This is a genomic window from Streptomyces sp. G5(2025), assembly GCF_049542075.1.
Lineage (GTDB): Bacteria > Actinomycetota > Actinomycetes > Streptomycetales > Streptomycetaceae > Streptomyces.
Genome location: NZ_JBMUZT010000006.1, coordinates 2,463,515 through 2,487,860, shown reverse-complemented (window position 1 = coordinate 2,487,860; position 24,346 = coordinate 2,463,515). Strand labels below are relative to the sequence as shown.

Below are 24,346 nucleotides of genomic sequence, written 5' to 3'. Positions count from 1 at the left end.
ATGGTTCGGTCCCGCCGCATGCTAAGTCGCTCCATACCGATGGGTACGGGGTTTGAGTTATTGCGTTGTTATCAAAGCGCGATGCGCTCTTGGTGTTGCCCCGATAGTGGTCGGTACGCGGAGTAACCCTTGGCCAAGGGGCGCCGTTCACGGCCCTTGCGGGCTCTGCGGACAAGCTCGTCGCGGGTCGCGTGGACGCTGCGGTACCCTGACGCCATGCGTGCCGTACGCCTTCTGCTTAGCGGGCCGCGCTGATCAGTCCCGACCGCCGGTGAATCGCGGTCGGAATCGGCGCGGCGTCCCCTCCTGTGCGAGGGGCATTTTTGTTTGACCGGGACTGTGACCACAACGGTCGATTCCGCAGGCAGAGACGATCGATGGAGCTTTGAGGATCATGAGCGAGACGAATTCTGCTGCCGCCTCCGAGGTGGCCGCGCCGCACCGCTATACGGCCGCTCTGGCCGCTGACATCGAGGCACGCTGGCAGGACTTCTGGGACGCCGCGGGCACCTACGAGGCGCCGAACCCGAGCGGCGACATGGGCGCGCGGGACGAGGCCGAGGCGGCGCTGGCCGCCAAGCCCAAGAAGTTCATCATGGACATGTTCCCGTACCCCTCCGGAGCGGGCCTGCACGTCGGCCACCCCCTGGGCTACATCGCCACGGACGTCTACGCGCGCTTCCAGCGCATGACCGGTCACAACGTCCTGCACACCCTGGGCTTCGACGCCTTCGGCCTGCCCGCCGAGCAGTACGCCGTGCAGACGGGCACCCACCCGCGGGTCTCCACCGAGGCCAACATCGAGAACATGAAGGCCCAGCTGCGCGCGCTGGGTCTGGGCCACGACAAGCGGCGTTCGTTCGCGACGATCGACCCGGACTACTACAAGTGGACCCAGTGGATCTTCGTCCAGATCTTCAACTCCTGGTACGACGCCGACGCCAAGAAGGCCCGTCCGATCGCCGACCTGGTCGCGCAGTTCGCCAGCGGTGACCGTGCGGTACCGGGCTCCACGCGCGCGTGGAGCGAGCTGAACGCCGCCGAGCGCGCGGACGTGCTGAGCCAGTACCGCCTGGCCTACGCCTCCGACGCGCCCGTCAACTGGTGCCCCGGTCTGGGCACCGTCCTGGCCAACGAGGAGGTCACCGCCGACGGCCGCTCCGAGCGCGGCAACTTCCCCGTCTTCAAGGCCAAGCTGCGCCAGTGGAACATGCGCATCACCGCGTACGCCGACCGCCTGCTGGACGACCTGGACGCGCTGGACTGGCCCGAGGCCATCAAGCTGCAGCAGCGCAACTGGATCGGCCGCTCCGAAGGCGCCCGCGTGAACTTCCCCGTGGGCACCGAGGGCGACGCGATCACCGTCTTCACCACCCGCCAGGACACCCTGTTCGGCGCGACCTACATGGTGCTGGCGCCCGAGCACGAGCTGGTCGACAAGGTCGTCCCCGCGGCCTGGCCCGAGGGCACCCACGAGGTGTGGACCGGCGGCCACGCCACGCCCGCCGAAGCCGTCGCCAAGTACCGCGCCTTCGCCGCGTCGAAGTCCGACGTCGAGCGGCAGGCCGACGCCAAGGAGAAGACCGGCGTCTTCACCGGCGTCTACGCCACCAACCCGGTCAGCGGCGAGCAGGTCCCCGTCTTCATCGCCGACTACGTCCTGATGGGCTACGGCACCGGCGCGATCATGGCCGTCCCGGCGCACGACAGCCGCGACTTCGCCTTCGCGCGCGCCTTCCACCTGCCGATGCGCTGCGTGGTGGAGCCCTCGGACGACCGCGGCACCGACACCGCCACCTGGGACGACGCCTTCTCCTCGTACGAGGCGAAGCTGGTCAACTCCTCGAACGAGGAGGTCTCCCTGGACGGCCTGGACGTCACCGGCGCCAAGGCCCGCATCACCGGCTGGCTGGCCACGCGCGGCATCGGCGAGGGCACCGTCAACTTCCGCCTGCGGGACTGGCTGTTCAGCCGCCAGCGCTACTGGGGCGAGCCCTTCCCGATCGTCTACGACGAAGACGGCATCGCCCACTCGCTGCCCGAGTCGATGCTGCCCCTGGAGCTGCCGGAGGTCGACGACTACTCCCCGCGCACCTTCGACCCGGACGACGCGGACACCTCTCCGGAGACGCCGCTGTCGCGCAACGAGGACTGGGTCAACGTCACCCTGGACCTGGGCGACGGTCTCAAGAAGTACCGCCGCGAGACCAACACCATGCCCAACTGGGCCGGTTCGTGCTGGTACGAGCTGCGCTACCTGGACCCGCGCAACGACCAGCAGCTGGTCGACCCCGCCGTCGAGCAGTACTGGATGGGCCCGCGCGAGGGGCAGCCGACGGGCGGCGTCGACCTGTACGTGGGCGGCGCCGAGCACGCGGTGCTGCACCTGCTGTACGCGCGCTTCTGGTCGAAGATCCTGTTCGACCTGGGCCACATCTCGTCCGCCGAGCCGTTCCACAAGCTGTACAACCAGGGCATGATCCAGGCCTACGTCTACCGGGACAGCCGAGGCTTCCCGGTGCCGGCCGCCGAGGTCGAGGAGCGCGACGGGAAGTTCTTCTTCGAGGGCGAGCCGGTCAAGCGCGAGCTGGGCAAGATGGGCAAGTCCCTGAAGAACGCCGTCACGCCGGACGAGATCTGCGACGAGTACGGCGCCGACACCCTGCGCCTGTACGAGATGGCGATGGGCCCCCTGGACGTGTCCCGCCCCTGGGACACTCGCGCGGTCGTCGGCCAGTACCGCCTGCTACAGCGCCTGTGGCGTCTGATCGTCGACGAGTCGAACGGTGAGGCCACCGTCGTGGACGTCGCCGAGGCCGACATCGACGAGGCCACCCTGCGCTCCCTGCACAAGGCGATCGACGGCGTCCGCCAGGACCTGGACGGCCTGCGGTTCAACACCGCCATCGCCAAGATCACCGAGCTGAACAACCACCTGACGAAGGCCGCCGGACCGGTGCCGCGCTCGGTCGCCGAACGCCTGGTGCTGCTGATCGCGCCGCTGGCCCCGCACGTCGCCGAGGAGCTGTGGCGCAAGCTGGGCCACACGGACTCGGTCGTCCACCAGGACTTCCCGGTCGCCGACCCCGCGTTCGTCGTGGACGAGTCCGTGACCTGCGTCGTGCAGATCAAGGGCAAGGTCAAGGCGCGTCTGGAGGTCTCGCCTTCCATCTCCGACGAGGAGCTGGAGAAGGTAGCCCTGGCCGACGAGAAGGTCGTGGCCGCGCTGGACGGGGCGGGCATCCGCAAGGTGATTGTGCGGGCGCCGAAGCTGGTGAACATCGTTCCGGCGTAGCGCGCCGGTGGGAGAGGCGGCATAGGGGTCTTCCCCTACGGGCAGGTTGGGGGTTCTGCTGGAACCTCCGGCCTGCCTCCTCCGTTTACGGTGGAGGAAGCAGCTGGACCCTGGTTGAACGCGGAGAGGAGCGTCATGGGAGCCCTGGGCGCAACGGTGGCGCTGCTCGTCGTGCTGTTCCTGGTGCTGGGGGTGTATGCCACGGTGAAGGTCGTCCGGGCGGCCAAGCGAGGCGTGGACCGCACCATCTCGGAAGCACGCCGCACGGTGGAGGACACCGCGTTGCGTGCGAAGAGCTTCGCCCAAGTCGGGACCGCCGGTGAACTGGCGCAGCTGCGGCTCAAGTTGCGCACATCGATGCGCAGCACGCAGGACGTCCTCCAGGCGGGCGCCGTCGAGGACGCCTCCCTGAAGGAGACCCTCAATCTCTTCGACCGGCTCAGCGCCCACGGGCACGAGCTGGACGAGGAGCTGCGGCGTCTGGAGCGGGACCCGGACAAGGCGACTGTGGCCGAGCGCCTCCCCGAGCTGAGGGAGCGCACGGAACACATCACCCAGGCGGCGGACTCGCTGCGCTGGGTGGCGCGCGACCGGGCCAGCCGGTTCGCGGGCGACGACCTGGCATCGCTCCGCACACAGATCGACATGGAGGCGGGAGCCCTGCGGCACTGGACGACGGAACCGCCGCCCGCGCAGACCCCCGCCCCCTGGCCCGAGCCCGCCGCGGAGCCCGCCAAGGGAACCGAGCAGACCTGGCCGGACCGGTCGACCCCCGCGCAGTCGGCCCAGGAGCCCACGCGGCCCGCGATCACGCCGCCCACACCGGCCCCCACGTACCCGTGGGAGAAGAAGGCCAAGCCCGAGAGCACGACCTGAGCCGCGCGTGACGTGGGGGACGTCTCGGGGGCGGGGCGCGCACCGGGACGGGCAGGGGCCGGGCTGCCGTCCGGCGGCCCAGACAGGTAATCTCCAGCCCATGTCCCGCCATGTCGCGATCGTCACGGATTCAACGGCCTACCTGCCGCAGCGGACGATGGAGCGGCACGGCATCACCGCGGTGCCGCTGACCGTGGTCCTGGGGGACCAGGCGCTGGAGGAGGGCACCGGGATCTCGGCGCGCTCCCTCGCCCTGGCGCTGCAGAAGCGGAAGTCGGTGACCACGTCCCGGCCCAGCCCAGAAGTCTTCGCCGAGACGTACCGGAAGGTCGCGGAGACGGGCGCCACGGCCATCGTCTCGCTGCACCTGTCCGCCGAGTTCTCCGGTACGTACGACGCCGCCGTCCTCGCGGCGAAGGACGCGCCGGTGCCGGTGCGCGTGGTGGACACCGGCATGGTCGCGATGGCCCTCGGTTTCTGCGCCGTCGCGGCGGCGGAGGCCGCTGAGTCGGGCGATTCGGCGGAAGAGGTGGTGGCGGCCGCCGAGAAGCGTGCCGCGGGCACGTCCGCGTACTTCTACGTCGACACCCTCGACTACCTGCGCAGGGGCGGCCGCATCGGCGCGGCGCAGGCGCTGTTGGGCTCCGCGCTCGCCGTGAAGCCTCTCCTGAAGCTGGACGGCGGCCGCATCGACATGCTGGAGAAGGTGCGGACGGCGTCGAAGGCCATCGCCCGCCTGGAGGAAGTCGCCGTCGAGCGGGCCGGGGCGGGCCAGGTGGACATCGCGGTGCATCACCTCGCGGCGCCGGAGCGGGCGGCGGCCCTCGCGGACCGGCTCCGGGAGCGGCTGCCGGGCCTCGCGGAGCTGCATGTCAGCGAGGTGGGCGCGGTGATCGGGGCGCACACGGGGCCGGGGTTGTTGGGGGTTGTGGTCTCGCCGCGGTGAGGGGCGGGGCGGGGCCGGGGCGAGCGGGGTTGAGCGTGGTGGGGTGTGGCTGCCGGGGGATTCCCCCGTGCGAGTGATGGAGTTATCCACAACTGCCAGGTAATCCACGGGAATTGACCAAGATCAACATTTTGCCCCGGTGGTGCCTACCGTCGTCGGCATGACCTCACTGCGTTCACCATCTCGGACAGCTTCCCCGACGAGCGGCCCCGGTCGCGGCCCGGCTTCGGACAACCGTGTGCGGCACCGTCACACCCGTGGACGGGTCCGGCGCGGCCATGCCTCGGTGAAGGCGGGGGCTGGGGCAGGGGCGGAGGCGGTGCGGCTGCGTGCGGGGAGACTCTTCGCCGAGCCGCGGCCGCAGCCGCAGCCGCTTCCTCAGTCGCAGCCCCCGCCGGATCTTTCGCTGGCGCCTGCTGAGGTGGTGGCTGCCGAGGGGGTGCCTGCTGAGGCGGTGGCTGCCGAGGCGGTGCCTGCCGTGGAGCCTGTCGTGGAGGGGGAGGCACCGGCCGGGCCTTCGCGGCGGGAGCGGATGGGGCTCGCGGTGCGGGAGCGGCTGCCGGTGTGGTTCCAGTCGCGGTGCGGGCTTGAGCGGCGTGCCGTGGTCGCGCTGGTCGTGGTCCTCGCTGTCGCCGCCGTCTTCGCGGCCCAGCACTTCTGGGCGGGGCGGGCGCGGCCGGTGCAGGCCCCGGACATCGTGCGCGAGGCGGGTGCCGCCCGGGAGCGTGGCGTGGAGCCGGCTCCTCGGCGGGACCTCTGGCGGAGGCGGGGCGTGCCTCGGCCGCGGGACCCGGTGAGGCGAGCACGGCGGCCGGTCCGGGCGCCAGGATCGTCGTGGACGTCAGCGGGAAGGTCCGCCGCCCCGGTGTCCACAGGCTGCCCGCGGGGTCCCGGGTGGCCGACGCGTTGCGGGCCGCGGGCGGGGTCAGGCCGGGCACCGACATGGGTGGCCTCAATCGTGCGCGGTTCCTGGTGGACGGCGAGCAGGTGGTGGTCGGCGAGCCGGCGCCGCCGTCCGGGCCCGGGGGACCCGGCGGACCCGTCGGACCCGGCGGAGTCGGTGCCGTGCCGGGCACCGGTTCGGCGGGGGGCACGGGAGCCGCGGGAGCCGCAGGGGCCGCCGCCGCGGGCCCGATCGGTCTGAACACGGCGACCGCCGAGCAGCTCGACCAGCTGCCGGGTGTGGGGCCGGTGTTGGCGCAGCACATCATCGACTACCGCGCCGAGCACGGCGGCTTCCGCTCCGTCGAAGAGCTCCGCGAGGTCAACGGCATCGGGGACCGGCGATTCGCCGATCTCCAGGATCTCGTACGGCCATGACGCCGGGGTCTCGGACCGGGGCGACGACCCGTGCGGCGGTTCACGCCTCGTCGGGTCACCGCCTCGGCGCCTCGCACCCTCGACAGGAGGGGCCGGTCGACCTCCGGCTGGTGCCGCCCGCGCTGGCGGCCTGGGCGGCGGCCGCGCTGCTGCTGGACACCCCGCCGAAGTGGGCGGTCACGGCGGTGGTGGTCTGCGTGGCGTCGGCCGGTGTTCTGCTGGTGACGTGGACGGCGCAGGGAAGGCGGGTCAGGCCGCCGGGGCGGGAACGTTCGTGGGGGCCGCTTCAGGCGCCGCCTTCGAGGCCGCGCCCGTGGGGCCGGTTGGCGGTGGCCGCCTCGCTGCTCTGCGCCGCCGCCTCGGGAGGCTCCGCCGCGCTGCACGGGGCGGACCTGCACCGGGGGCCGGTGCCCGACCTGGCGCGTGAATACGCGCACGTGGAGGCGGATCTGGTGGTCACGTCGGACCCCCGGCGCACCCGGCCCCGCGTCGCGAGCGCACACGCGATGCCGCCCGGCGTCCTGCTGAACGCCGACGTCGTCCGCGTCACGAAGGCGGACGGTACGGCGACCGTGACGCGGGCCCCGGTCCTGGTCATCGTGCGAGGAGGGACACCGCCGGGGCGGGCGGCCCCGTCGGCCGGAACCGCCCGGCCCCGCCCCGAGGACCCCTGGCCGGCGCTGCTGCCCTCCACTCGGCTGCGGGTGAACGCGCGGATGGCGCCGCCACTGTCGGCCGGGGGCAAGGCCGCGGCGGTGCTCCGGGTCCCGGGGGAGCGGGCGCCGCACGTGATCGGCGCACCGACCAGGGCGCAACGGCTCGCCGGGCGGTTGCGGGGCGGGCTGCGGGAGGCCACCGACGGGCTGCCCGCAGATGCCCGGGCCCTGCTGCCGGGACTGGTGGTCGGGGACACCTCGCGGGTGCCGGTCGAGCTGGAGCAGGCGTTCCGGGAGACCGACCTGACGCATCTGCTCGCCGTCAGCGGGGCCAACCTCACTCTCGTCCTTGTCCTGCTCATCGGACCACCGGGTGCCGCGCAACGGGCCGAACGGCGTGGCCTCGCGCCCAGGTTGGGCATCCCGTTGCGCGCGACCGCGCTGCTGGGCGGGCTGCTCACCCTCGGCTTCGTCATCGTCTGCCGGCCGGATCCGAGCGTGCTGCGGGCCGCGGCCTGCGGGCTGATCGCGCTCCTCGCCATCGCCACCGGGCGGCGCAGATCACTGATCCCGGCGCTCGCCGCGGCCGTGCTGCTGCTCGTCCTGTACGACCCGTGGCTCGCCCGTAGCTACGGCTTCCTGCTCTCCGTTCTCGCCACCGCGGCCCTGCTCACCGTCGCGCCGCGCTGGAGTGCGGCGTTGCGGGGGCGGGGGATGCCGCCGCGGCTCGCCGACGCGCTGGCCGCGGCGGCCGCGGCGCAGGCTGTGTGCGCGCCCGTCGTCGCCGTCCTGGCCGCCCGGGTGAGTCTGGTCGCGGTGCCGTGCAACCTCCTCGCGGAGTTCGCCGTGGCGCCCGCCACCGTGCTGGGTTTCGCGGCGCTGGCCTTCTCTCCGGTGACGATGCCGGTGGCCAAGGGGTTGGCCTGGGGCGCGAGTTGGCCCACCGAGTGGATCGCGGAGATCGCCCGCACCGGTGCGGCACTGCCCGGCAGCGGGGTCGACTGGCCGGGCGGATGGCGCGGCGGGCTGCTGCTCGCGCTCGCCACGGTGGCGCTCGTCGTCGTGGGCCGAAGGCTCGCCCGGCATCCATGGCTCGCCACGGCCTGCGTCCTGCTGCTCCTCCTGGTCATCGTCCAACCGCCGCCCCTCACCCGGGTGATCGCGGGATGGCCGCCGCCGGGGTGGCGGATGGTCATGTGCGACGTGGGGCAGGGCGATGCCACGGTGCTGGCGGCGGGCGAGGGTGCCGGAGTGGTCGTCGACGCGGGGCCGGATCCGGTGGCGGTCGACCGTTGCCTTCGTTCGCTCGGGATCACGCGTGTGCCGCTGGTGCTCCTGACCCACTTCCACGCCGACCATGTCGCGGGGCTGCCGGGTGTGCTGCGGGGGAGGCAGGTGGGAGGCATCCAGACGACGGGGTTCCAGGAACCTCCGGAGCAGGCCGAGTTCGTACGGGAGCAGGCGGCGGCCGAGCGGATCCCGGTGACCCGGGCCGTGGCGGGGGAGCGGCGGCGCGCGGCGGGTCTGGACTGGCAGGTGCTCTGGCCCCCGGCCGGACCGGCGCCGCCGCCCGAGGGACCGAACGACGCGAGCGTCACGCTGCTCGTGCGGGCCGGCGGGCTGACCCTGCTGCTCCTCGGAGACCTCGAACCACCGGCTCAGCGTGCCCTGCTGCGCACCCCGGCCGCGGCCTCGATCGCCTCCGTGGACGTGCTCAAGGTGGCCCATCACGGCTCGGCTCACCAAGATCCGGAGCTGCTGCGCAGGGCGGCGCCGAGGCTGGCGTTGATCTCTTGCGGCGCGGAGAACACGTATGGCCACCCGGCGCCCGTCACGGTCGCCGCGTTGCGGGCGGAAGGGGCCGAGGTGCTGCGCACGGACGTGGACGGTTCGGTCGCCGTGGTGGGCGGGGAGCCGGGCTCGGCCTCACGGGTGGGTGCGGGCCGCGGGTCGGTCCCCCGCCTCGAAGCCGCCACCAGGCCTCCCTAGGCCCGGCGGTCTCTGGGCCGGCGGTCTCCCTGGGCCTGGCGGCCTCACTGCCCCCCGGCTGCCGCCCACTGTCTCCCCGGAGGCAGGGACGTGGTCCATCAATTCGGGCCAGTCGCGACACTTCCAGCGCATCGGCAGTATTGGCGCGATGTACGGCCGTGTTGCATCGAATGCCGCAACGGTGATCGAATACCCATTCGCTGTGGTTTGCAGGTGTTGTCAAGTAATGCGGGGGTGTGTCGCGCGTGTTCGGCCGTTGGCTGGGAAACCGTACGAATCGGGTGGGACGGACGGGACCCTTGTCGGCGTTCAGGGTGCCGCCGGACGCGGGAGTGCTCAGCTGTCGCGTGCTCGATCCCGTCAACGAGCCCGTGCGGAACGCGGAGTTCGCCGTCACCGACGCCATGGGGCGCAAGGTGGTCGGGGGCGGGACGGATCCCTATGGGGCGTTCATCACGACTGTTCCGGCCGGGGACTACCGCCTCGTGGTCTCGGCGGAAGGGTTCACTCCGTACCGGGGGAGCGCGACGGTCGGCCAGGACACGCACGCCTCGCTCGGTGATGTCACGCTCCAGGTCGCGCAGCCGCCGGCGCTTCCCGAGCCCGGTGACTGGGAGGTCGACCCCCTGCACTCCTCCATAGGCTTCGCGGCGCGGCACATCGGGCTGGCCCGCATCCACGGCCGCTTCAACAGCTTCGCGGGCGCCATCCGGATGGGCGAGCGCATGGAGGAGTCCGCGATGCACGTCGTCATCGACGCGGCCTCCATCGACACGGGGGTCCAGATGCGCGACGACCATCTGCGCTCCGGTGACTTCCTCGACGTGGGGCGCTTTCCGACGATGGAGTTCTACAGCGACCGTTTCGTGCACAAGGGTGGCAGTCGCTGGGCCGTCTCGGGCGGGCTGACGCTGCACGGTGTGACGCGCACGGTCACGTTGGACACCGAGTACCTCGGGATCGGTCAGGGGCTGGAGGGGGAGACCCGCGCGGCCTGCCGCGCCACGACCGAACTGCACCGCGACGACTTCACGATCACCTGGCAGACGATGCTGGCGCGGGGCATCGCGGCCGTCGGGCACAGCATCACGATCGACCTCGACATCCAGGTCGTCCCCAAGCAGGCCGTCCCCAAGAACTGACCACCGGAGCCCACCGAGCCCGGCAGGGGCGCCCCCCGGGCCCGGCAGGGGCGCCCCCCGGCCGTTACGGGGCTTCCAGCCAGCCCTCGTGAGCGGCGGCCAGTTCGTCGAGTGCGGTGCGGTCCAGGCGGGAGTCGGGGTCCTCGACCACCACCAGCCACTGGGCGTCCTCGGCGTCGTCCTCGCCGGCCAGTGCGTCCCGGACGAGCTGCGGTTCCTCGGCGACGCCGAAGCGGGCGGGGAGTTCTTCGGCGACTTCCTCCGCGGCGTCGCGGTCGGGCAGCACCAGGACATGTCGTACGTCGGTCACCGGTCCATTGTCCGACACCGGAGACGGCGCTCGACACCGGCTGTCAGTGGCGCGTGGGATGCTTGACCGCGATGGCCAGGAAGACAGATACCGCCGACTCGTCAGATCCGCTCGCTCCTCTCACGCTCGCCGTGGGGCAGGAGGATCTGCTCCTCGACCGTGCCGTGCAGCAGGTGGTCGCGGCCGCGCGCGCCGCCGACGCGGACACGGACGTGCGCGACCTCACCTCCGACCAGTTGCAGCCGGGCACGCTCGCGGAGCTGACCAGTCCCTCGCTCTTCGCCGAGCGCAAGGTCGTGATCGTGCGGAACGCGCAGGACCTGTCGGCGGACACCATCAAGGACGTGAAGGCGTATCTCGGGGCGCCCGCCGAGGAGATCACCCTCGTCCTGCTGCACGCGGGCGGCGCCAAGGGCAAGGGCCTGCTGGACGCGGCCCGCAAGGCCGGGGCGCGCGAGGTCGCCTGCCCCAAGATGACGAAGCCCGCCGACCGGCTGTCGTTCGTACGGAGCGAGTTCCGTACGCTCGGCCGTTCGGCGACGCCCGAGGCGTGCCAGGCCCTGGTCGACTCGATCGGCAGCGATCTGCGGGAGCTGGCCTCCGCGGTGTCGCAGCTGGTGGCGGACGTCGAGGGCACGATCGACGAGGCGGTCGTCGGGCGGTACTACACGGGCCGGGCGGAGGCCTCCAGCTTCACCGTCGCGGATCGGGCCGTGGAGGGGCGGGCCGCCGAGGCGCTCGAAGCGCTGCGGTGGTCTTTGTCGACCGGTGTCGCCCCGGTCATGATCACCAGTGCGCTCGCGCAGGGCGTCCGCGCCATCGGGAAGCTGTCCTCCGCGAGGGGTGGGCGGCCCGCCGATCTTGCCCGTGAGCTGGGGATGCCGCCGTGGAAGATCGACCGTGTGCGGCAGCAGATGCGGGGCTGGACTCCGGATGGGGTGGCCGCGGCGATCAGCGCTGTCGCGGCGGCCGATGCGGGGGTCAAGGGCGGGGGGACGATCCGGAGTACGCGTTGGAGAAGGCCGTGGTGGCTGTTGCGCGGGCGGCGCGGGCCGGTCGTAACCGGAGCTGAGGGCTCCGCGGGTTTGTAGCCAGCTGCGGGCCGTCTGTGGCTGGTCGCGCAGTTCCCCGCGCCCCTTGGGGGTGGTGGCGGCGTGTTGTTTTCTGCGGTCCGTTTGTGGTTGGTCGCGCCGTTCCTCGCGCCCCTGGGGGGGGGGGTGGGGGTGTGTTGTTTTCTGCGGGCCGTCTGTGGCTGGTCGCGCAGTTCCCCGCGCCCCTTGGGGGTGGTGGCGGCGTGTTGTTTTCTGCGGGTCCGTTTGTGGCTGGTCGCGCCGTTCCTCGCGCCCCTGGGGGCCGTCCGGTCCCGCCGGGTACAGCAATGCCCCCGGAGTGGGTCCGGGGGCATTGTCGCAGCGTGGCGTACTGCGTGTGGTCTGTCCGCGAATCGAGGTAGAGGGCTCGAATTACCCTCGCGGGGGGATTGATCAGCTCCCCGGCACGCTAGCCGGGAAAAGGGCTTCAGCCCTGGAGGGACGCGGCCTTCGAAGCAAGCGCCGACTTCTTGTTGGCGGCCTGGTTCTTGTGGATGACGCCCTTGGAGACGGCCTTGTCGAGCTGGCGCGTGGCCTCACGCGTGAGCTCGGCGGCCTTCTGGGTGTCACCGGCGGCAACGGCCTCGCGGGCCTTGCGGATCGCGGTCTTCAGGGAAGACTTGACCGCCTTGTTGCGCTGACGCGCCTTCTCGTTGGTCTTGATCCGCTTGATCTGGGACTTGATGTTCGCCACGAAAGAGCCTTTTCAGGTTCAGGTACTGCAGAGGTACTGCAGCTGAGTGTTATGACACGCGCCTCGACGCCTGAAAGGGCTACGAGACACAGCTGCCCACGGTACCAGCCGCTCTCGGACCGGCCCAAACCGAGCGCAGTGCGCCACCCATGGGACGATGGAAGCTACGTATAGATCCGACCCGAGGCTACAGGCGCCTCAAGAGACAGGACCCTGCGTGCCCGCGACCCCTAACAATGTGCCCGAGCCGAGCCGTACCGACCCGGCTCTGATCCGCAATTTCTGCATCATCGCGCACATCGACCACGGCAAGTCCACGCTCGCCGACCGCATGCTCCAGCTCACCGGGGTGGTGGAGCAGCGGCAGATGCGTGCTCAGTACCTCGACCGGATGGACATCGAGCGCGAGCGCGGTATCACGATCAAGTCCCAGGCGGTGCGTCTGCCCTGGGCCCCGAACGAGGGCCCGGACCAGGGCAGTACCCACATCCTCAACATGATCGACACCCCGGGCCACGTCGACTTCACGTACGAGGTCTCGCGCTCGCTCGCGGCCTGCGAGGGCACGGTCCTCCTGGTCGACGCGGCCCAGGGCATCGAGGCGCAGACTCTCGCCAACCTCTACCTGGCGATGGAGAACGACCTCAAGATCGTCCCCGTCCTCAACAAGATCGACCTGCCGGCCGCCCAGCCGGAGAAGTTCTCCGAGGAGCTCGCCAACCTCATCGGCTGCGAGCCGGAGGACGTGCTGAAGGTCTCCGCGAAGACCGGCATGGGCGTCGAGGCGCTGCTCGACAAGGTCGTCGCCGAGATCCCGCCGCCGGTCGGCGTCGCGGACGCGCCCGCCCGCGCGATGATCTTCGACTCGGTCTACGACTCCTATCGCGGTGTCGTGACGTACGTACGAGTCGTCGACGGCCAGCTCAACAAGCGTGAGCGGATCCGGATGATGTCCACCGGGGCCACGCACGAACTCCTTGAGATCGGTGTGTCGTCCCCCGAGATGACCTCGGCCGACGGCATCGGCGTCGGCGAGGTGGGCTACATCATCACCGGCGTGAAGGACGTCCGTCAGTCCAAGGTCGGCGACACGATCACCTCCCTGCACAAGGGCGCCACCGAAGCCCTCGGCGGCTACAAGGACCCGAAGCCCATGGTGTTCTCGGGTCTGTATCCGCTGGACGGCTCGGACTACCCGGACCTGCGCGAGGCCCTCGACAAGCTCCAGCTCAACGACGCCGCGCTGGTCTACGAGCCGGAGACCTCGGCCGCGCTCGGCTTCGGTTTCCGCGTCGGCTTCCTCGGGCTGCTGCACCTCGACGTGATCCGCGAGCGGCTCGAACGTGAATTCGGACTCGACCTGATCGCCACCGCCCCGAACGTGGTCTACCGCGTGATCATGGAGGACGGCAGCGAGCACACGGTCACCAACCCGAGTGAATTCCCCGAGGGCAAGATCGACCAGGTCTTCGAGCCGGTCGTACGCGCCACGATCCTCGCGCCCAGCGAGTTCATCGGCTCGATCATGGAGCTGTGCCAGAACCGGCGCGGCGTCCTGCTCGGCATGGACTACCTCTCCGAGGACCGCGTCGAGATCCGCTACACCCTGCCGCTCGCGGAGATCGTCTTCGACTTCTTCGACCAGCTGAAGTCAAAGACCCGCGGCTACGCCTCGCTGGACTACGAGCCCACCGGCGAGCAGTCCGCGCAGCTCGTCAAGGTCGACATCCTGCTCCACGGCGACAAGGTCGACGCCTTCTCCGCCGTGACGCACAAGGACCAGGCGTACGCGTACGGCGTGCGGCTCGTCGCCAAGCTGCGCGAGCTGATCCCGCGGCAGGCCTTCGAGGTGCCCGTGCAGGCCGCGATCGGCTCGCGCGTCATCGCCCGCGAGACCATCCGCGCCATCCGCAAGGACGTCCTCGCCAAGTGCTACGGCGGTGACATCTCCCGTAAGCGGAAGCTGCTGGAGAAGCAGAAGGAAGGCAAGAAGCGGATGAAGATGGTCGGCTCCGTGGAGGTCCCTCAGGAGGCCTTCATCGCGGTGCTGTCCAGCGACGACAGCGGCGGCGGCAAGGCGAAGAAGTAGCCTCCGCGGCCGTCGACCGGCCGCTGCCACGCGGGCCCGGCGCACACCAGCGCCGGGCCCGCGGCGCGTTCGGCGTGTGGGTGCGTTCCGTTTGGGTGTCTGGAGGAAGTGACAGGCAGCAGCCCCTTACGCGCCGGGCGTCGGCGCTCTACTCTGATCACCACTCGTAGGTTACTCGCAAGTTAAACAAGTAGCCGACAGGGACGTAAGAAGCGGAACAGAAGGCAGCAGCAGCCACCCAGCAAGTCAGCCACCCAGCAAGTCCAGCCGCCAGCCAGTTCAGGCGCCAGCCAGTTCGCCGCACCGTCGTGGGCCCGGAGGATGTCGTGAGCGACACACAGACCTTGATCGAGAACCGTCCGCCTTCCGTGGCGCATCTCCTCCTGGAGCGCGTGGCCGCCACGCCGGACGCCGAGGCCTACCGCTACCCCGTCCCGGCGGCCTCCGGAGAGGGCCCCGACGACTGGAAGGCGCTCAGCTGGGCGCAGGCCGCCGACCGCGTCTTCGCCATCGCCGCCGGGCTGATCGAGCTCGGGCTCCAGCCCGAGGACCGGGTCGCCCTCGCCTCCTCCACGCGGGTCGAGTGGATCCTCGCCGACCTCGGCATCATGTGTGCGGGCGCGGCCACCACGACCGTCTACCCGCAGACCAACGCCGAGGAGTCCGCGTACATCGTGGCCGACTCCGGCAGCCGGGTGCTGATCGCCGAGGACGCCGCGCAGCTCGCCAAGGCGCGCGAGAAGCGCGCCGAGCTGCCCGAGTTGCGGCACGTCGTGGTCATCGACGCCGAGGGCGCGTCCGCCGCCGAGGGCGACCCCGAGGGCTGGGTGCTCACGCTCGCCGAGCTGGAGGCCCGCGGAGCCGCGTACCTGGAGAAGAACCCCGCGCTCGTCAAGGACCGGATCGCGGCGATCACTGCCGACCAGCTCGCGACGCTCATCTACACCTCCGGCACCACCGGCAGGCCGAAGGGCGTGCGGCTCCCGCACGACAACTGGTCGTACATGGCGAAGGCCATCGCGGCGACCGGCCTGCTCGGCGCCGATGACGTGCAGTACCTGTGGCTGCCGCTCGCGCACGTCTTCGGCAAGGTGCTGACCTCCGGGCAGATCGAGCTGGGGCACGTCACCGCCGTCGACGGCCGCGTCGACAAGATCATCGAGAATCTGCCGGTGGTGCAGCCCACGTACATGGCCGCCGTGCCCCGCATCTTCGAGAAGGTCTACAACGGCGTCGCGGCCAAGGCGCGGGCCGGCGGCGGGGCCAAGTACAAGATCTTCCTGTGGGCGGCCGAGATCTCCCGCGAGTACGCGAAGGTCAGCCAGGACAACTTCCGCAGGACCGGCAACGCCTCGGTGCCCTTCGGGCTGCGCGCCAAGCACAAGGTCGCCGACTCCCTCGTCTACTCCAAGCTGCGCGAGGCCTTCGGCGGGCGGCTGCGCGCCGCCGTCTCCGGGTCGGCCGCCCTCGCCCCCGACATCGGGTACTTCTTCGCGGGCGCCGGCATCCACATCCTGGAGGGCTACGGCCTGACCGAGTCCTCCGCCGCCTCCTTCGTCAACCCCGGCGAGGCCTACCGCACCGGCACCGTCGGCAAGCCGCTGCCCGGCACCGAGGTGCGCATCGCGGAGGACGGCGAGATCCTGCTGCGCGGCCCCGGCATCATGGAGGGCTACCACGGCCTGCCGGAGAAGACGGCCGAGGTCCTTGAGTCCGACGGCTGGTTCCACACCGGGGACATCGGCGAGCTGTCCGTCGACGGCTATCTGCGGATCACCGACCGCAAGAAGGACCTGATCAAGACCTCCGGCGGCAAGTACATCGCGCCCGCCGAGGTCGAGGGCCAGTTCAAGGCCGTGTGCCCGTACGTCTCCAACATCCTGGTGCACGGCGCCGACAAGAACTTCTGCACCGCGCTGATCTCCCTCGACGAGCCCGCGATCCTCGCCTGGGCCGAGGAGAACGGCCTGGGCGGCAAGTCCTACGCCGAGGTCTGCGCCGCACCCGCCACGGTCGAGCTGATCGAGGGCTATGTGAACCAGCTCAACGAAGGCCTCCAGCGCTGGCAGACCATCAAGAAGTTCCGGCTCCTGCCGCGTGACCTGGACGTCGAACACGGCGAGCTGACCCCCAGCCTGAAGCTGAAGCGCCCGGTCGTCGAACGGGAGTACAAGCACCTGATCGACGAGATGTACGCGGGCTCGCGCGAGGCGTAGCCGCCCGCCGGGCCGGGGCGGGGCGCTCCCGGCGGCGCCGTCCGTGGCGCCTCTCGCGCGCCGGTTCCGCAACGTGCCTCAATCGGTGGCCGGCGGCGTGACGGGGCTCTCTCCTCGCGTGCCCTCGGGGTCGAGGAGGGCGCAGATGACGCCGAGGAGCTGATCGACGTCCACGGGCTTGGGCACGTAGTCGGTGGCGCCCTGGGCGATGGCCTTCTCGCGGTCCCCCGGCATGGCCTTCGCGGTGAGGGCGACGATGGGCAGGCCCTGCCACCGGGGGCTGCGGCGGATGGCGGCCATGGTTTCGTAGCCGTCCATCTCCGGCATCATGATGTCCATCAGGACGAGGTCGACGTCGGGATTGCGCTCCAGGGTCTCGATGCCCTCGCGGCCGTTCTCCGCGTACAGGACGGGCATGCCGACGCGGCTGAGTACGTGCGTGAGGGCGAAGACGTTGCGGATGTCGTCGTCGACGATCAGCACCCTGCGGCCGGGCAGCAGGCGGCCGGGGACACCTTCCTTCCACTCCTCCAGCTTGGCGGGAGTGGACCAGATGTCGTCCGTTTCGGGGGCGGTGTGCGGGCGCTGGACGGGGTGTTCCCGGGGCTCCGGCAGATCCTGGGCGTGGGACGCGGCGTACGCGACGGCGGCCGCGCCATGGCCCGGGTGCACCACGGGGACGTACAGCGAGAAGGTGGAGCCGTGGCCGGGGCGGCTCTCGGCGGTGATGCGGCCGCCGAGCAGGCCCGCGATCTCGCGGCTGATGGAGAGGCCCAGGCCGGTACCGCCGTACTTGCGGTTGGTGGTGCCGTCGGCCTGCTGGAACGCCTCGAAGATCGCCGGTAGCTGCTCGGCCGGGATGCCGATGCCGGTGTCGCTGACCGCGAAGCAGAGCAGGTCGGCGCCGTCGTGGAGCGGCCTGTCGCCCGCGGTGCCGGTGGCGCGGCTGACCCGCAGCTCGACGCCGCCCGCCGAGGTGAACTTGACGGCGTTCGACAAGAGGTTGCGCAGGATCTGCTGGAGGCGCTGCTCATCGGAGAACATCTCGCGCGGCACGTCGTCGCCGACCGACACCTCGAAGGTGAGGCCCCGGTCGAGGGTGAGCGGGCGGAACGTCGCGTGGACGTAGTCGAGGACCTTGATCAGCGGGAGTTTCTTGGGGCGTACGTCCATCCGGCCGGCCTCGATCTTCGACAGGTCCAGGATGTCGTTGATGAGCTGGAGGAGGTCCGAGCCCGAGCGGTGGATCGTCGTCGCGAACTGCACCTCCTGGTCGGAGAGGTGGCCGTCGGGGTTGTCGGAGAGCAGCCGGGCCAGGATCAGCAGGGAGTTGAGCGGTGTGCGCAGCTCGTGCGACATGTTCGCGAGGAACTCCGACTTGTACTGGGAGCTGGTGGCGAGCAGGGCCGCCTTCTCCTCCAGTGCGGCGTTCGAGCGGCGCAACTCGGCCTGCTGGCGCTGGAGTTCGTCCGAGCGTTCCTGGAGCTGGGTGGCCAGCCGCTGCGACTCGCCGAGGAGTGATTCCGTACGGGAGTTGGCGATGATGGTGTTGATGGCGACACCGATGGTGTTCACGAACTGGTCGAAGAAGGCCAAGTGGACGTCGGAGAACCGGGAGAACGTCGCCAGCTCGATCACGCCGAGCAGTTTGTCCTCGAAGAGGATCGGGATGATGACGACCGTGGCGGGCGCCGCGTCGCCGAGCCCCGAGTGGATCTTGATGTAGTCCGGCGGCACCTCCTCCACCAGGATGCGCTTCTTCTCCAGGGCCGCCTGGCGCACCAGGCCCTGCGCGGGCATCCCGCCCGTGTCGACGACCGAGCCCCGGGTCGCGCCGTACCCCGCGATGAAGGCGAGGCCCTTCGCGGTGACCTGTGTGGGCGCCGGGCTCTCGGCGGTGTCCGGGTCGGCCAGGAAGAAGGCGCCGTACTGCGCGTTGACCAGCGGGGTCAGCTCGCGCAGGATCAGATCGGCGACCTCCATCAGGTCGCGGTGGCCCTGCATCAGACCCGCCAGTCGGGCGAGGTTGGACTCCAGCCAGTCCTTGGCGCGGGTGGTCTCGCGGAGGTTGGAGACCATGAGGTTGATGTTGTCCTTCAGCTCCGAGACCTCGCCGCGCGTCTCGACGGTGATGGCGCGGGTCATGTCGCCCTGCGCCACGGCGGAGGCCACCTCGGCGATGGCGCGGACCTGAGTGGTGAGGTTCAGCGCCAGCTCGTTCACGTTCGTCGTCAGGCGCTTCCACGTGCCGTACACACCCTCGACCCGGGCCTGACCGCCCAACTGCCCCTCGGAGCCCACTTCGCGGGCCACGCGCGTGACCTCGGAGGAGAACGACGACAGCGTGTCCACCATGGTGTTGATGGTGGTCTTCAGCTCCAGGATCTCGCCGCGCGCGTCCACGTCGATCTTCTTGGACAGGTCGCCCTGGGCGACGGCGGTCGCGACCTGCGCGATGTTGCGGACCTGGCCGGTGAGGTTGTCCGCCATGTAGTTGACGTTGTCGGTGAGGTCCTTCCACACCCCCGACACCCCGAGCACCTGCGCGCGACCCCCGAGCCGCCCGTCCGTGCCGACCTCACGGGCCACCCGCGTCACCTCGTCGGCGAAGGCGCGCAACTGCTCGACCATGGTGTTGACGGTGTCCTTGAGCTCCAGGATCTCGCCACGCGCGCCGACCGTGATCTTCTTGGAGAGGTCGCCGTTGGCGACGGCGGTGGTGACCTGGGCGATGTTGCGGACCTGTGAAGTGAGGTTCGAGGCCATGAAGTTGACGTTGTCGGTGAGGTCCTTCCATACGCCGGAGACGCCCCGCACCTGGGCCTGGCCGCCGAGGTTGCCTTCCGTGCCGACCTCGCGGGCGACGCGGGTGACCTCGTCGGCGAAGGCGGAGAGCTGGTCGACCATCGTGTTGATCGTCGACTTGAGCTCCAGGATCTCGCCCTTCGCCTCCACTGTGATCTTCTTGCCGAGATCGCCCTGGGCGACGGCCGTCGAGACGAGCGCGATGTTGCGGACCTGCGACGTGAGGTTGTCCGCCATGAAGTTGACGTTGTCGGTGAGGTCCTTCCACACGCCGGACACACCCCGCACCTGAGCACGCCCGCCCAGATTGCCTTCCGTGCCGACCTCGCGGGCGACGCGCGTCACCTCGTCGGCGAACGCGGACAGCTGGTCGACCATCGTGTTCACCGTCGACTTCAGCTCCAGGATCTCGCCCCGGGCGTCCACGGTGATCTTCTGGCTCAGGTCACCGTTGGCGACGGCGGTGGTGACCTGGGCGATGTTGCGGACCTGTGAAGTGAGGTTCGAGGCCATGAAGTTGACGTTGTCGGTGAGGTCCTTCCATACGCCGGATACGCCCCGCGCCTGGGCGCGGCCGCCCAACTGCCCCTCGGTGCCGACCTCGCGTGCCACCCGCGTCACCTCGTCGGCGAAGGCCGACAGCTGCTCCACCATGGTGTTCACGGTCAGCTTCAGTTCGAGCAGCTCGCCGGTCGCCTCGACGGTGACCGTGCGGGTCAGGTCGCCCTGCGCCACCGCCGTCGTCACCAGCGCGATGTCCCGCACCTGGGCGGTGAGCCGGGCGGCCATCGTGTTGACCGCCTCGGTCACCTCACGCCAACTCCCCGACAGGCCCCGCACCTTGGCGCGGCCGCCGAGCCGCCCCTCCGTGCCGACCTCGCGGGCGACGCGTGTCACCTCGCCGGTGAAGAGGGAGAGCTGGTCGACCATCGTGTTGACGGCGCGGCCGAGGCGCCGCAGATCGCCCCGCAGCTCCCGGGTGCCGTCGTGCAGGTCGACGCGCTGGGTGAGGTCGCCGCCCGCCACGGCGTCGAGCACCCGGGTGGCGTTCGCGGCCGGGGCGACCAGCGAGTCCAGCAGGGAGTTGACCTCCTGGACCCGGTCGGCCCACCTGCCCTGCCCCGGGCTCGCCGTGAACCGCTCGTCCAGGCGGCCGTGCCGGATGATCTCCCGGCGCACGCGGACCAGCTCGGCGTCGAAGTGCCGTGAGCGGTCGAGCATCTCGTTGAAGACCGTGTACAGCTCGGCGGTGACGCCCTCGCCGACCGGTGCGATCTTCGTGAAGTCGCCGTCGCGGGCGGCGCGCATGGCGGCGAGCAGCGGGCGCAGTCGGGCGAGATCCGCGGGGGCCGGGGCCGCGGGTGTGACGGCTGACGGTGCCGAGGCCACGGAGGACGGCGCGGACGGCGCGGGCGGCGCCGGGGCGGGAATCCGGCCGGTGCCGGGCGCCGGCGTAGCACTGCTCTCACTCATAGCGGCCCACTTCGGTGACTCGGTGCTTATGGGCGCCGCCAGTCTGTCACCCTGTCGGTGTCGCCTGAGGCGTATTCGACCGAACTGCTCAGGAGCCGCACCGTGGGGTCCATTCCGATGCAACGGGAGACCGAATTCCGTGCCGGTGCCGAGGGCCCGGACCGCCCGGGGCCACCGGCGGGGGTGCGCACGTCCCTGCCCGGGAACCCGCTGGCGCCCGCCGCCGCGCGCGGTTTCGTGCGCGCCGCGCTCGCCGACTGGACGGAACTCGGCGTACCCGCGGCGGCCGGCGTCACCGACCGCCTCGTCGACGACGCGGTGCTCCTCGTCAGCGAACTGGTGACCAACGCAGTGGTGCACGCGGGCACGGCGGTCGAACTGCTGTGCCGCCTCGACGAGGCCGGGCCCGGCGAGGACACCGACGGCCTCGTCATCGAGGTCTCCGACCACCACCCCTCCCGTGCCGTCCGCGGCGAGCAGGGCAGCCCCGCGTCCACCGGCACCCCCGAGTACGGCCGGGGCCTGCAACTCGTCGCGAGCCTCTCCGAGTCCTGGGGCATCACCTACCGCACGGGCACCAAGACCGTCTGGGTCCGGCTGCCCGTCGAGGGCGTCCCGGCCGACCAGGACAGCGAGTCGTACGCGAGCGAACAGGCCCTCAAGCGCGGGCTGCGCGCCGCCGGGATCCTCGCGCCGCTGCCCAAGCGCGTCACGCACGACACGGAGTGGGTCAACCGCGGGGCCCTCAGCTTTCTCGCCGAGGCCTCCGACCTGCTGGCCGGGCAGTTCGACGAGGACCTGGTGGCAGCGCTCGCCGGACAGCTGCTCGTGCCGCGGCTCGCCGACTGGTGCGCGGTCTGGCTCGACGAGGCCTCGGAGGGTCCGGCGCGCGCGACCGCGGGCGGCCCGGGCGCGCGCCTGGCCCGCGTCTGGCACACCAGCGAGCAGCGCATAGAGGAACTGCGCCGCGTACTGGAGAAGGACCCGCCCCAGCTGCCCGACGCGGCGGGCACCGGCGCCCTCCCCGTTCGCTGGCCCGGCGAGGCGCTGGCGGGCGAGACGTCCGGGACGGCGCTCGCGTACCGCCTGACCGCGGGCGGCCGGACGCTCGGCACGCTCGTCATCGGCCGGGCGGGCCTGCTGCGCTTCCCCGACGAGGTCACCGGCCTCGTCGAGGACTTCAGCCGCCGCGTCGCCCTCGCCGTCAGCACGGCCCGCCGCTACCAGCGCCAGGCCAACATCAGCCGCGTCCTCCAGCGCGGGCTGCTGCCCAGCAAGGTCGCGCGGATCCCCGGCGTGCAGAGCGGCCTGGTGTACGAGCCGCGGGACAAGGGCGGCCCCGGCGGCGACTTCTACGACGTCTTCCAGGCCGGGGACGGGCGCTGGTGCTTCGCGCTCGGCGACGTCCAGGGCAAGGGCCCCGAGGCCGCCGTCGTCATCGGCCTCGCCCGGCCCTGGCTGCGGCTCCTCGCCCGCGAGGGCTACCAGGTCGCCGAGGTCCTCGACCGACTGAACCAACTGCTCCTGGACGACGCGACCGAGGCCGCGGACGCGGCGGCCGCCGTCGTCGCCGTCGCGGGCGGCCAGGGCGTACCGGCCGACGGCCCCACCTCACGCTTCCTCTCCCTCCTCTACGGCGAGCTGGTCCCGCACGAAGGCGGCGTGCGCTGCACCCTCGCGTGCGCCGGGCACCCGCTGCCGCTGCTCCTGTCGCCCGACGGGCAGGTGCGGTCGGCGGCGAGCCCGCAGATGCTGCTCGGGGTCGTCGACGACGAGACGTACACCAGCGAGAGCTTCGACCTGCTGACCGGCGACACCCTCCTGTGCGTCACGGACGGTGTGACCGAGCGGCGCTCGGGGCGGCTCCAGTTCGACGACGGCGACGGCCTGGCGCAGGCCCTCGCCGGCTGCGCGGGGCTCGACGCGGCGCTCGTGGCGGAGGAGATCCGGCGGCTCGTGCACGAGTTCTCGGAGCGCCCGCCGGACGACGACCTGGCGCTGCTGGTGCTTCAGGCGCAGTAGGCGCATAGGCGCATAGGCGCATAGGCGCTGTAGGTGCAGCTGACGCTCGCGCTCCGGCGGTGCGGGACAATCGACGGTATGCCTTCCGCACTGCCCGATGGTGAGCCCATGCCCGAGGACGGCGCGCTGCCCGCGTCCGCCCTGGCCGGCGCGGCCTCCCGCCCCCTCGGCTTCTACCTGCACGTCCCGTACTGCGCCACGCGCTGCGGCTACTGCGACTTCAACACCTACACCGCCACCGAGCTGCGCGGCTCCGGCGGTGTGCTCGCCTCCCGCGACAACTACGCGGACACCCTGACCGACGAGGTGCGGCTCGCGCGGAAGGTCCTCGGCGACGACCCGCGGCCGGTGCGGACCGTCTTCGTCGGGGGCGGTACGCCGACGCTGCTGGCCGCGGGTGATCTCGTACGGATGCTGGCGGCCGTACGGGACGAGTTCGGTCTCGCGGACGACGCGGAGATCACGACCGAGGCGAACCCCGAGTCGGTCGACGAGGCGTATCTGGCGGAGCTGCGGGAGGGCGGGTTCAACCGCGTCTCCTTCGGCATGCAGAGCGCGAAGCAGCACGTGCTGAAGGTCCTCGACCGTACGCATACGCCGGGGCGGCCCGAGGCCTGCGTCGCCGAGGCGCGGGCGGCCGGGTTCGACCATGTGAACCTCGACCTCATCTACGGCACCCCGGGCGAGACGGACGACGACTGGCGGGCCACGCTGGACGCGGCGCTCGGCGCCGGGCCCGACCACGTCAGTGCCTACGCGCTGATCGTCGAGGAGGGCACGCAGCTCGCGCGGCGCATCCGGCGCGGGGAGGTGCCGATGACGGACGACGACGTCCACGCCGACCGGTACCTCATCGCCGACGAGGTCCTCGGCCGGGCGGGCTTCTCCTGGTACGAGGTGTCGAACTGGGCCACGTCCGCGGCGGGGCGCTGCCTGCACAACGAGCTGTACTGGCGCGGCGCCGACTGGTGGGGCGCCGGGCCCGGCGCGCACAGCCATGCCGGGGGCGTGCGATGGTGGAACGTGAAGCATCCCGGGGCGTACGCGGCGGCCCTGGCCGGCGGCCGGTCGCCGGGGGCCGGGCGTGAGGTCCTCTCCGAGGAGGACCGGCGGGTGGAGCGGATCCTGCTGGAGCTACGGCTCGTGGAGGGCTGCCCGTTGACTCTGTTGAAGGAGGCCGGGCTCGCCGCCTCGCGCAAGGCCCGGGACGAGGGGCTGCTGGAGGCGGCGCCGTACGCGGCGGGGCGGGCGGTGCTGACGTTGCGGGGGCGGTTGCTGGCGGACGCGGTGGTCCGGGAGCTGGTGGATTAGCGGCGCCGGGTGCTGGGCCGCGGGGCACACGACCGGCGGTGAGCCGTCCTGCCCGGCCGCGCCACCCGGCAGCGGTCTCCCACCCACCCGCCCGTTTGCCCGGCAGCCGAC

General features: G+C 71.4%; 12 protein-coding genes and 2 pseudogenes. 11 read left to right on the top strand and 3 right to left on the bottom strand.

Annotated features, from left to right (window positions below; genetic code table 11):
* Nucleotides 1-394: 394 nt before the first annotated feature.
* The 6 genes and pseudogenes from leuS to ACOBQB_RS22070 all read left to right on the top strand — a co-directional run bounded on the left by leuS (nt 395) and on the right by ACOBQB_RS22070 (nt 10,224).
* Complete coding sequence (gene leuS, locus ACOBQB_RS22095; RefSeq protein ID WP_423593879.1) at nt 395-3,295, top strand: leucine--tRNA ligase; 2,901 nt, start codon at nt 395-397, stop codon at nt 3,293-3,295.
* A gap of 135 nt (nt 3,296-3,430) precedes the next feature.
* Complete coding sequence (locus ACOBQB_RS22090; protein WP_423593878.1) at nt 3,431-4,171, top strand: hypothetical protein; 741 nt, start codon at nt 3,431-3,433, stop codon at nt 4,169-4,171.
* Nucleotides 4,172-4,271: 100 nt separating this feature from the next.
* The gene (locus ACOBQB_RS22085) at nt 4,272-5,117 is read left to right on the top strand and encodes a DegV family protein (protein WP_423593877.1); all 846 of its coding nucleotides are present in this window, start codon (nt 4,272-4,274) and stop codon (nt 5,115-5,117) included.
* 532 nt (nt 5,118-5,649) lie between these two features.
* A pseudogene (locus tag ACOBQB_RS22080) lies at nt 5,650-6,437 on the top strand (helix-hairpin-helix domain-containing protein).
* A complete protein-coding gene (locus ACOBQB_RS22075) occupies nt 6,434-9,082 on the top strand; it encodes a ComEC/Rec2 family competence protein (protein ID WP_423593876.1) in 2,649 nt (882 codons plus the stop codon). The pseudogene ACOBQB_RS22080 and the gene ACOBQB_RS22075 overlap by 4 nt, the downstream one beginning before the upstream one ends.
* A gap of 245 nt (nt 9,083-9,327) precedes the next feature.
* Nucleotides 9,328-10,224 carry a YceI family protein gene (locus ACOBQB_RS22070; protein WP_423593875.1) on the top strand — a complete coding sequence of 299 codons (897 nt, stop codon included), beginning with the start codon at nt 9,328-9,330 and terminating at the stop codon, nt 10,222-10,224.
* A gap of 64 nt (nt 10,225-10,288) precedes the next feature.
* Here the strand turns inward: ACOBQB_RS22070 and ACOBQB_RS22065 are convergent, their stop codons facing one another.
* The gene (locus tag ACOBQB_RS22065) at nt 10,289-10,534 is read right to left on the bottom strand and encodes a hypothetical protein (RefSeq protein ID WP_423593874.1); all 246 of its coding nucleotides are present in this window, start codon (nt 10,532-10,534) and stop codon (nt 10,289-10,291) included.
* A gap of 71 nt (nt 10,535-10,605) precedes the next feature.
* On the opposite strand from ACOBQB_RS22065, the pseudogene holA reads away from it, so the two are divergent.
* A pseudogene (gene holA, locus ACOBQB_RS22060) lies at nt 10,606-11,606 on the top strand (DNA polymerase III subunit delta).
* 446 nt (nt 11,607-12,052) lie between these two features.
* Here the strand turns inward: holA and rpsT are convergent.
* A complete protein-coding gene (gene rpsT, locus ACOBQB_RS22055; protein WP_127912635.1) occupies nt 12,053-12,319 on the bottom strand; it encodes a 30S ribosomal protein S20 in 267 nt (88 codons plus the stop codon).
* A 217-nt stretch (nt 12,320-12,536) separates the two neighbouring features.
* Between rpsT and lepA the strand changes: the two genes are divergently transcribed.
* Both lepA and ACOBQB_RS22045 read left to right on the top strand, forming a co-directional pair.
* Complete coding sequence (gene lepA, locus ACOBQB_RS22050; protein ID WP_423593873.1) at nt 12,537-14,408, top strand: translation elongation factor 4; 1,872 nt, start codon at nt 12,537-12,539, stop codon at nt 14,406-14,408.
* A gap of 326 nt (nt 14,409-14,734) precedes the next feature.
* Complete coding sequence (locus tag ACOBQB_RS22045) at nt 14,735-16,624, top strand: AMP-dependent synthetase/ligase (protein WP_423593872.1); 1,890 nt, start codon at nt 14,735-14,737, stop codon at nt 16,622-16,624.
* A gap of 78 nt (nt 16,625-16,702) precedes the next feature.
* Here ACOBQB_RS22045 and ACOBQB_RS22040 read toward each other — a convergent pair whose 3' ends face one another.
* A complete protein-coding gene (locus tag ACOBQB_RS22040; protein ID WP_423598664.1) occupies nt 16,703-20,737 on the bottom strand; it encodes a HAMP domain-containing protein in 4,035 nt (1,344 codons plus the stop codon).
* A gap of 267 nt (nt 20,738-21,004) precedes the next feature.
* Here ACOBQB_RS22040 and ACOBQB_RS22035 point away from each other — a divergent pair, with 267 nt between their 5' ends.
* Nucleotides 21,005-22,924, top strand: a complete 1,920-nt coding sequence (locus ACOBQB_RS22035) for a SpoIIE family protein phosphatase (RefSeq protein ID WP_423593871.1) — start codon at nt 21,005-21,007, stop codon at nt 22,922-22,924.
* 78 nt (nt 22,925-23,002) lie between these two features.
* Nucleotides 23,003-24,235, top strand: a complete 1,233-nt coding sequence (hemW, locus tag ACOBQB_RS22030) for a radical SAM family heme chaperone HemW (protein ID WP_423593870.1) — start codon at nt 23,003-23,005, stop codon at nt 24,233-24,235.
* Nucleotides 24,236-24,346: the final 111 nt, after the last annotated feature.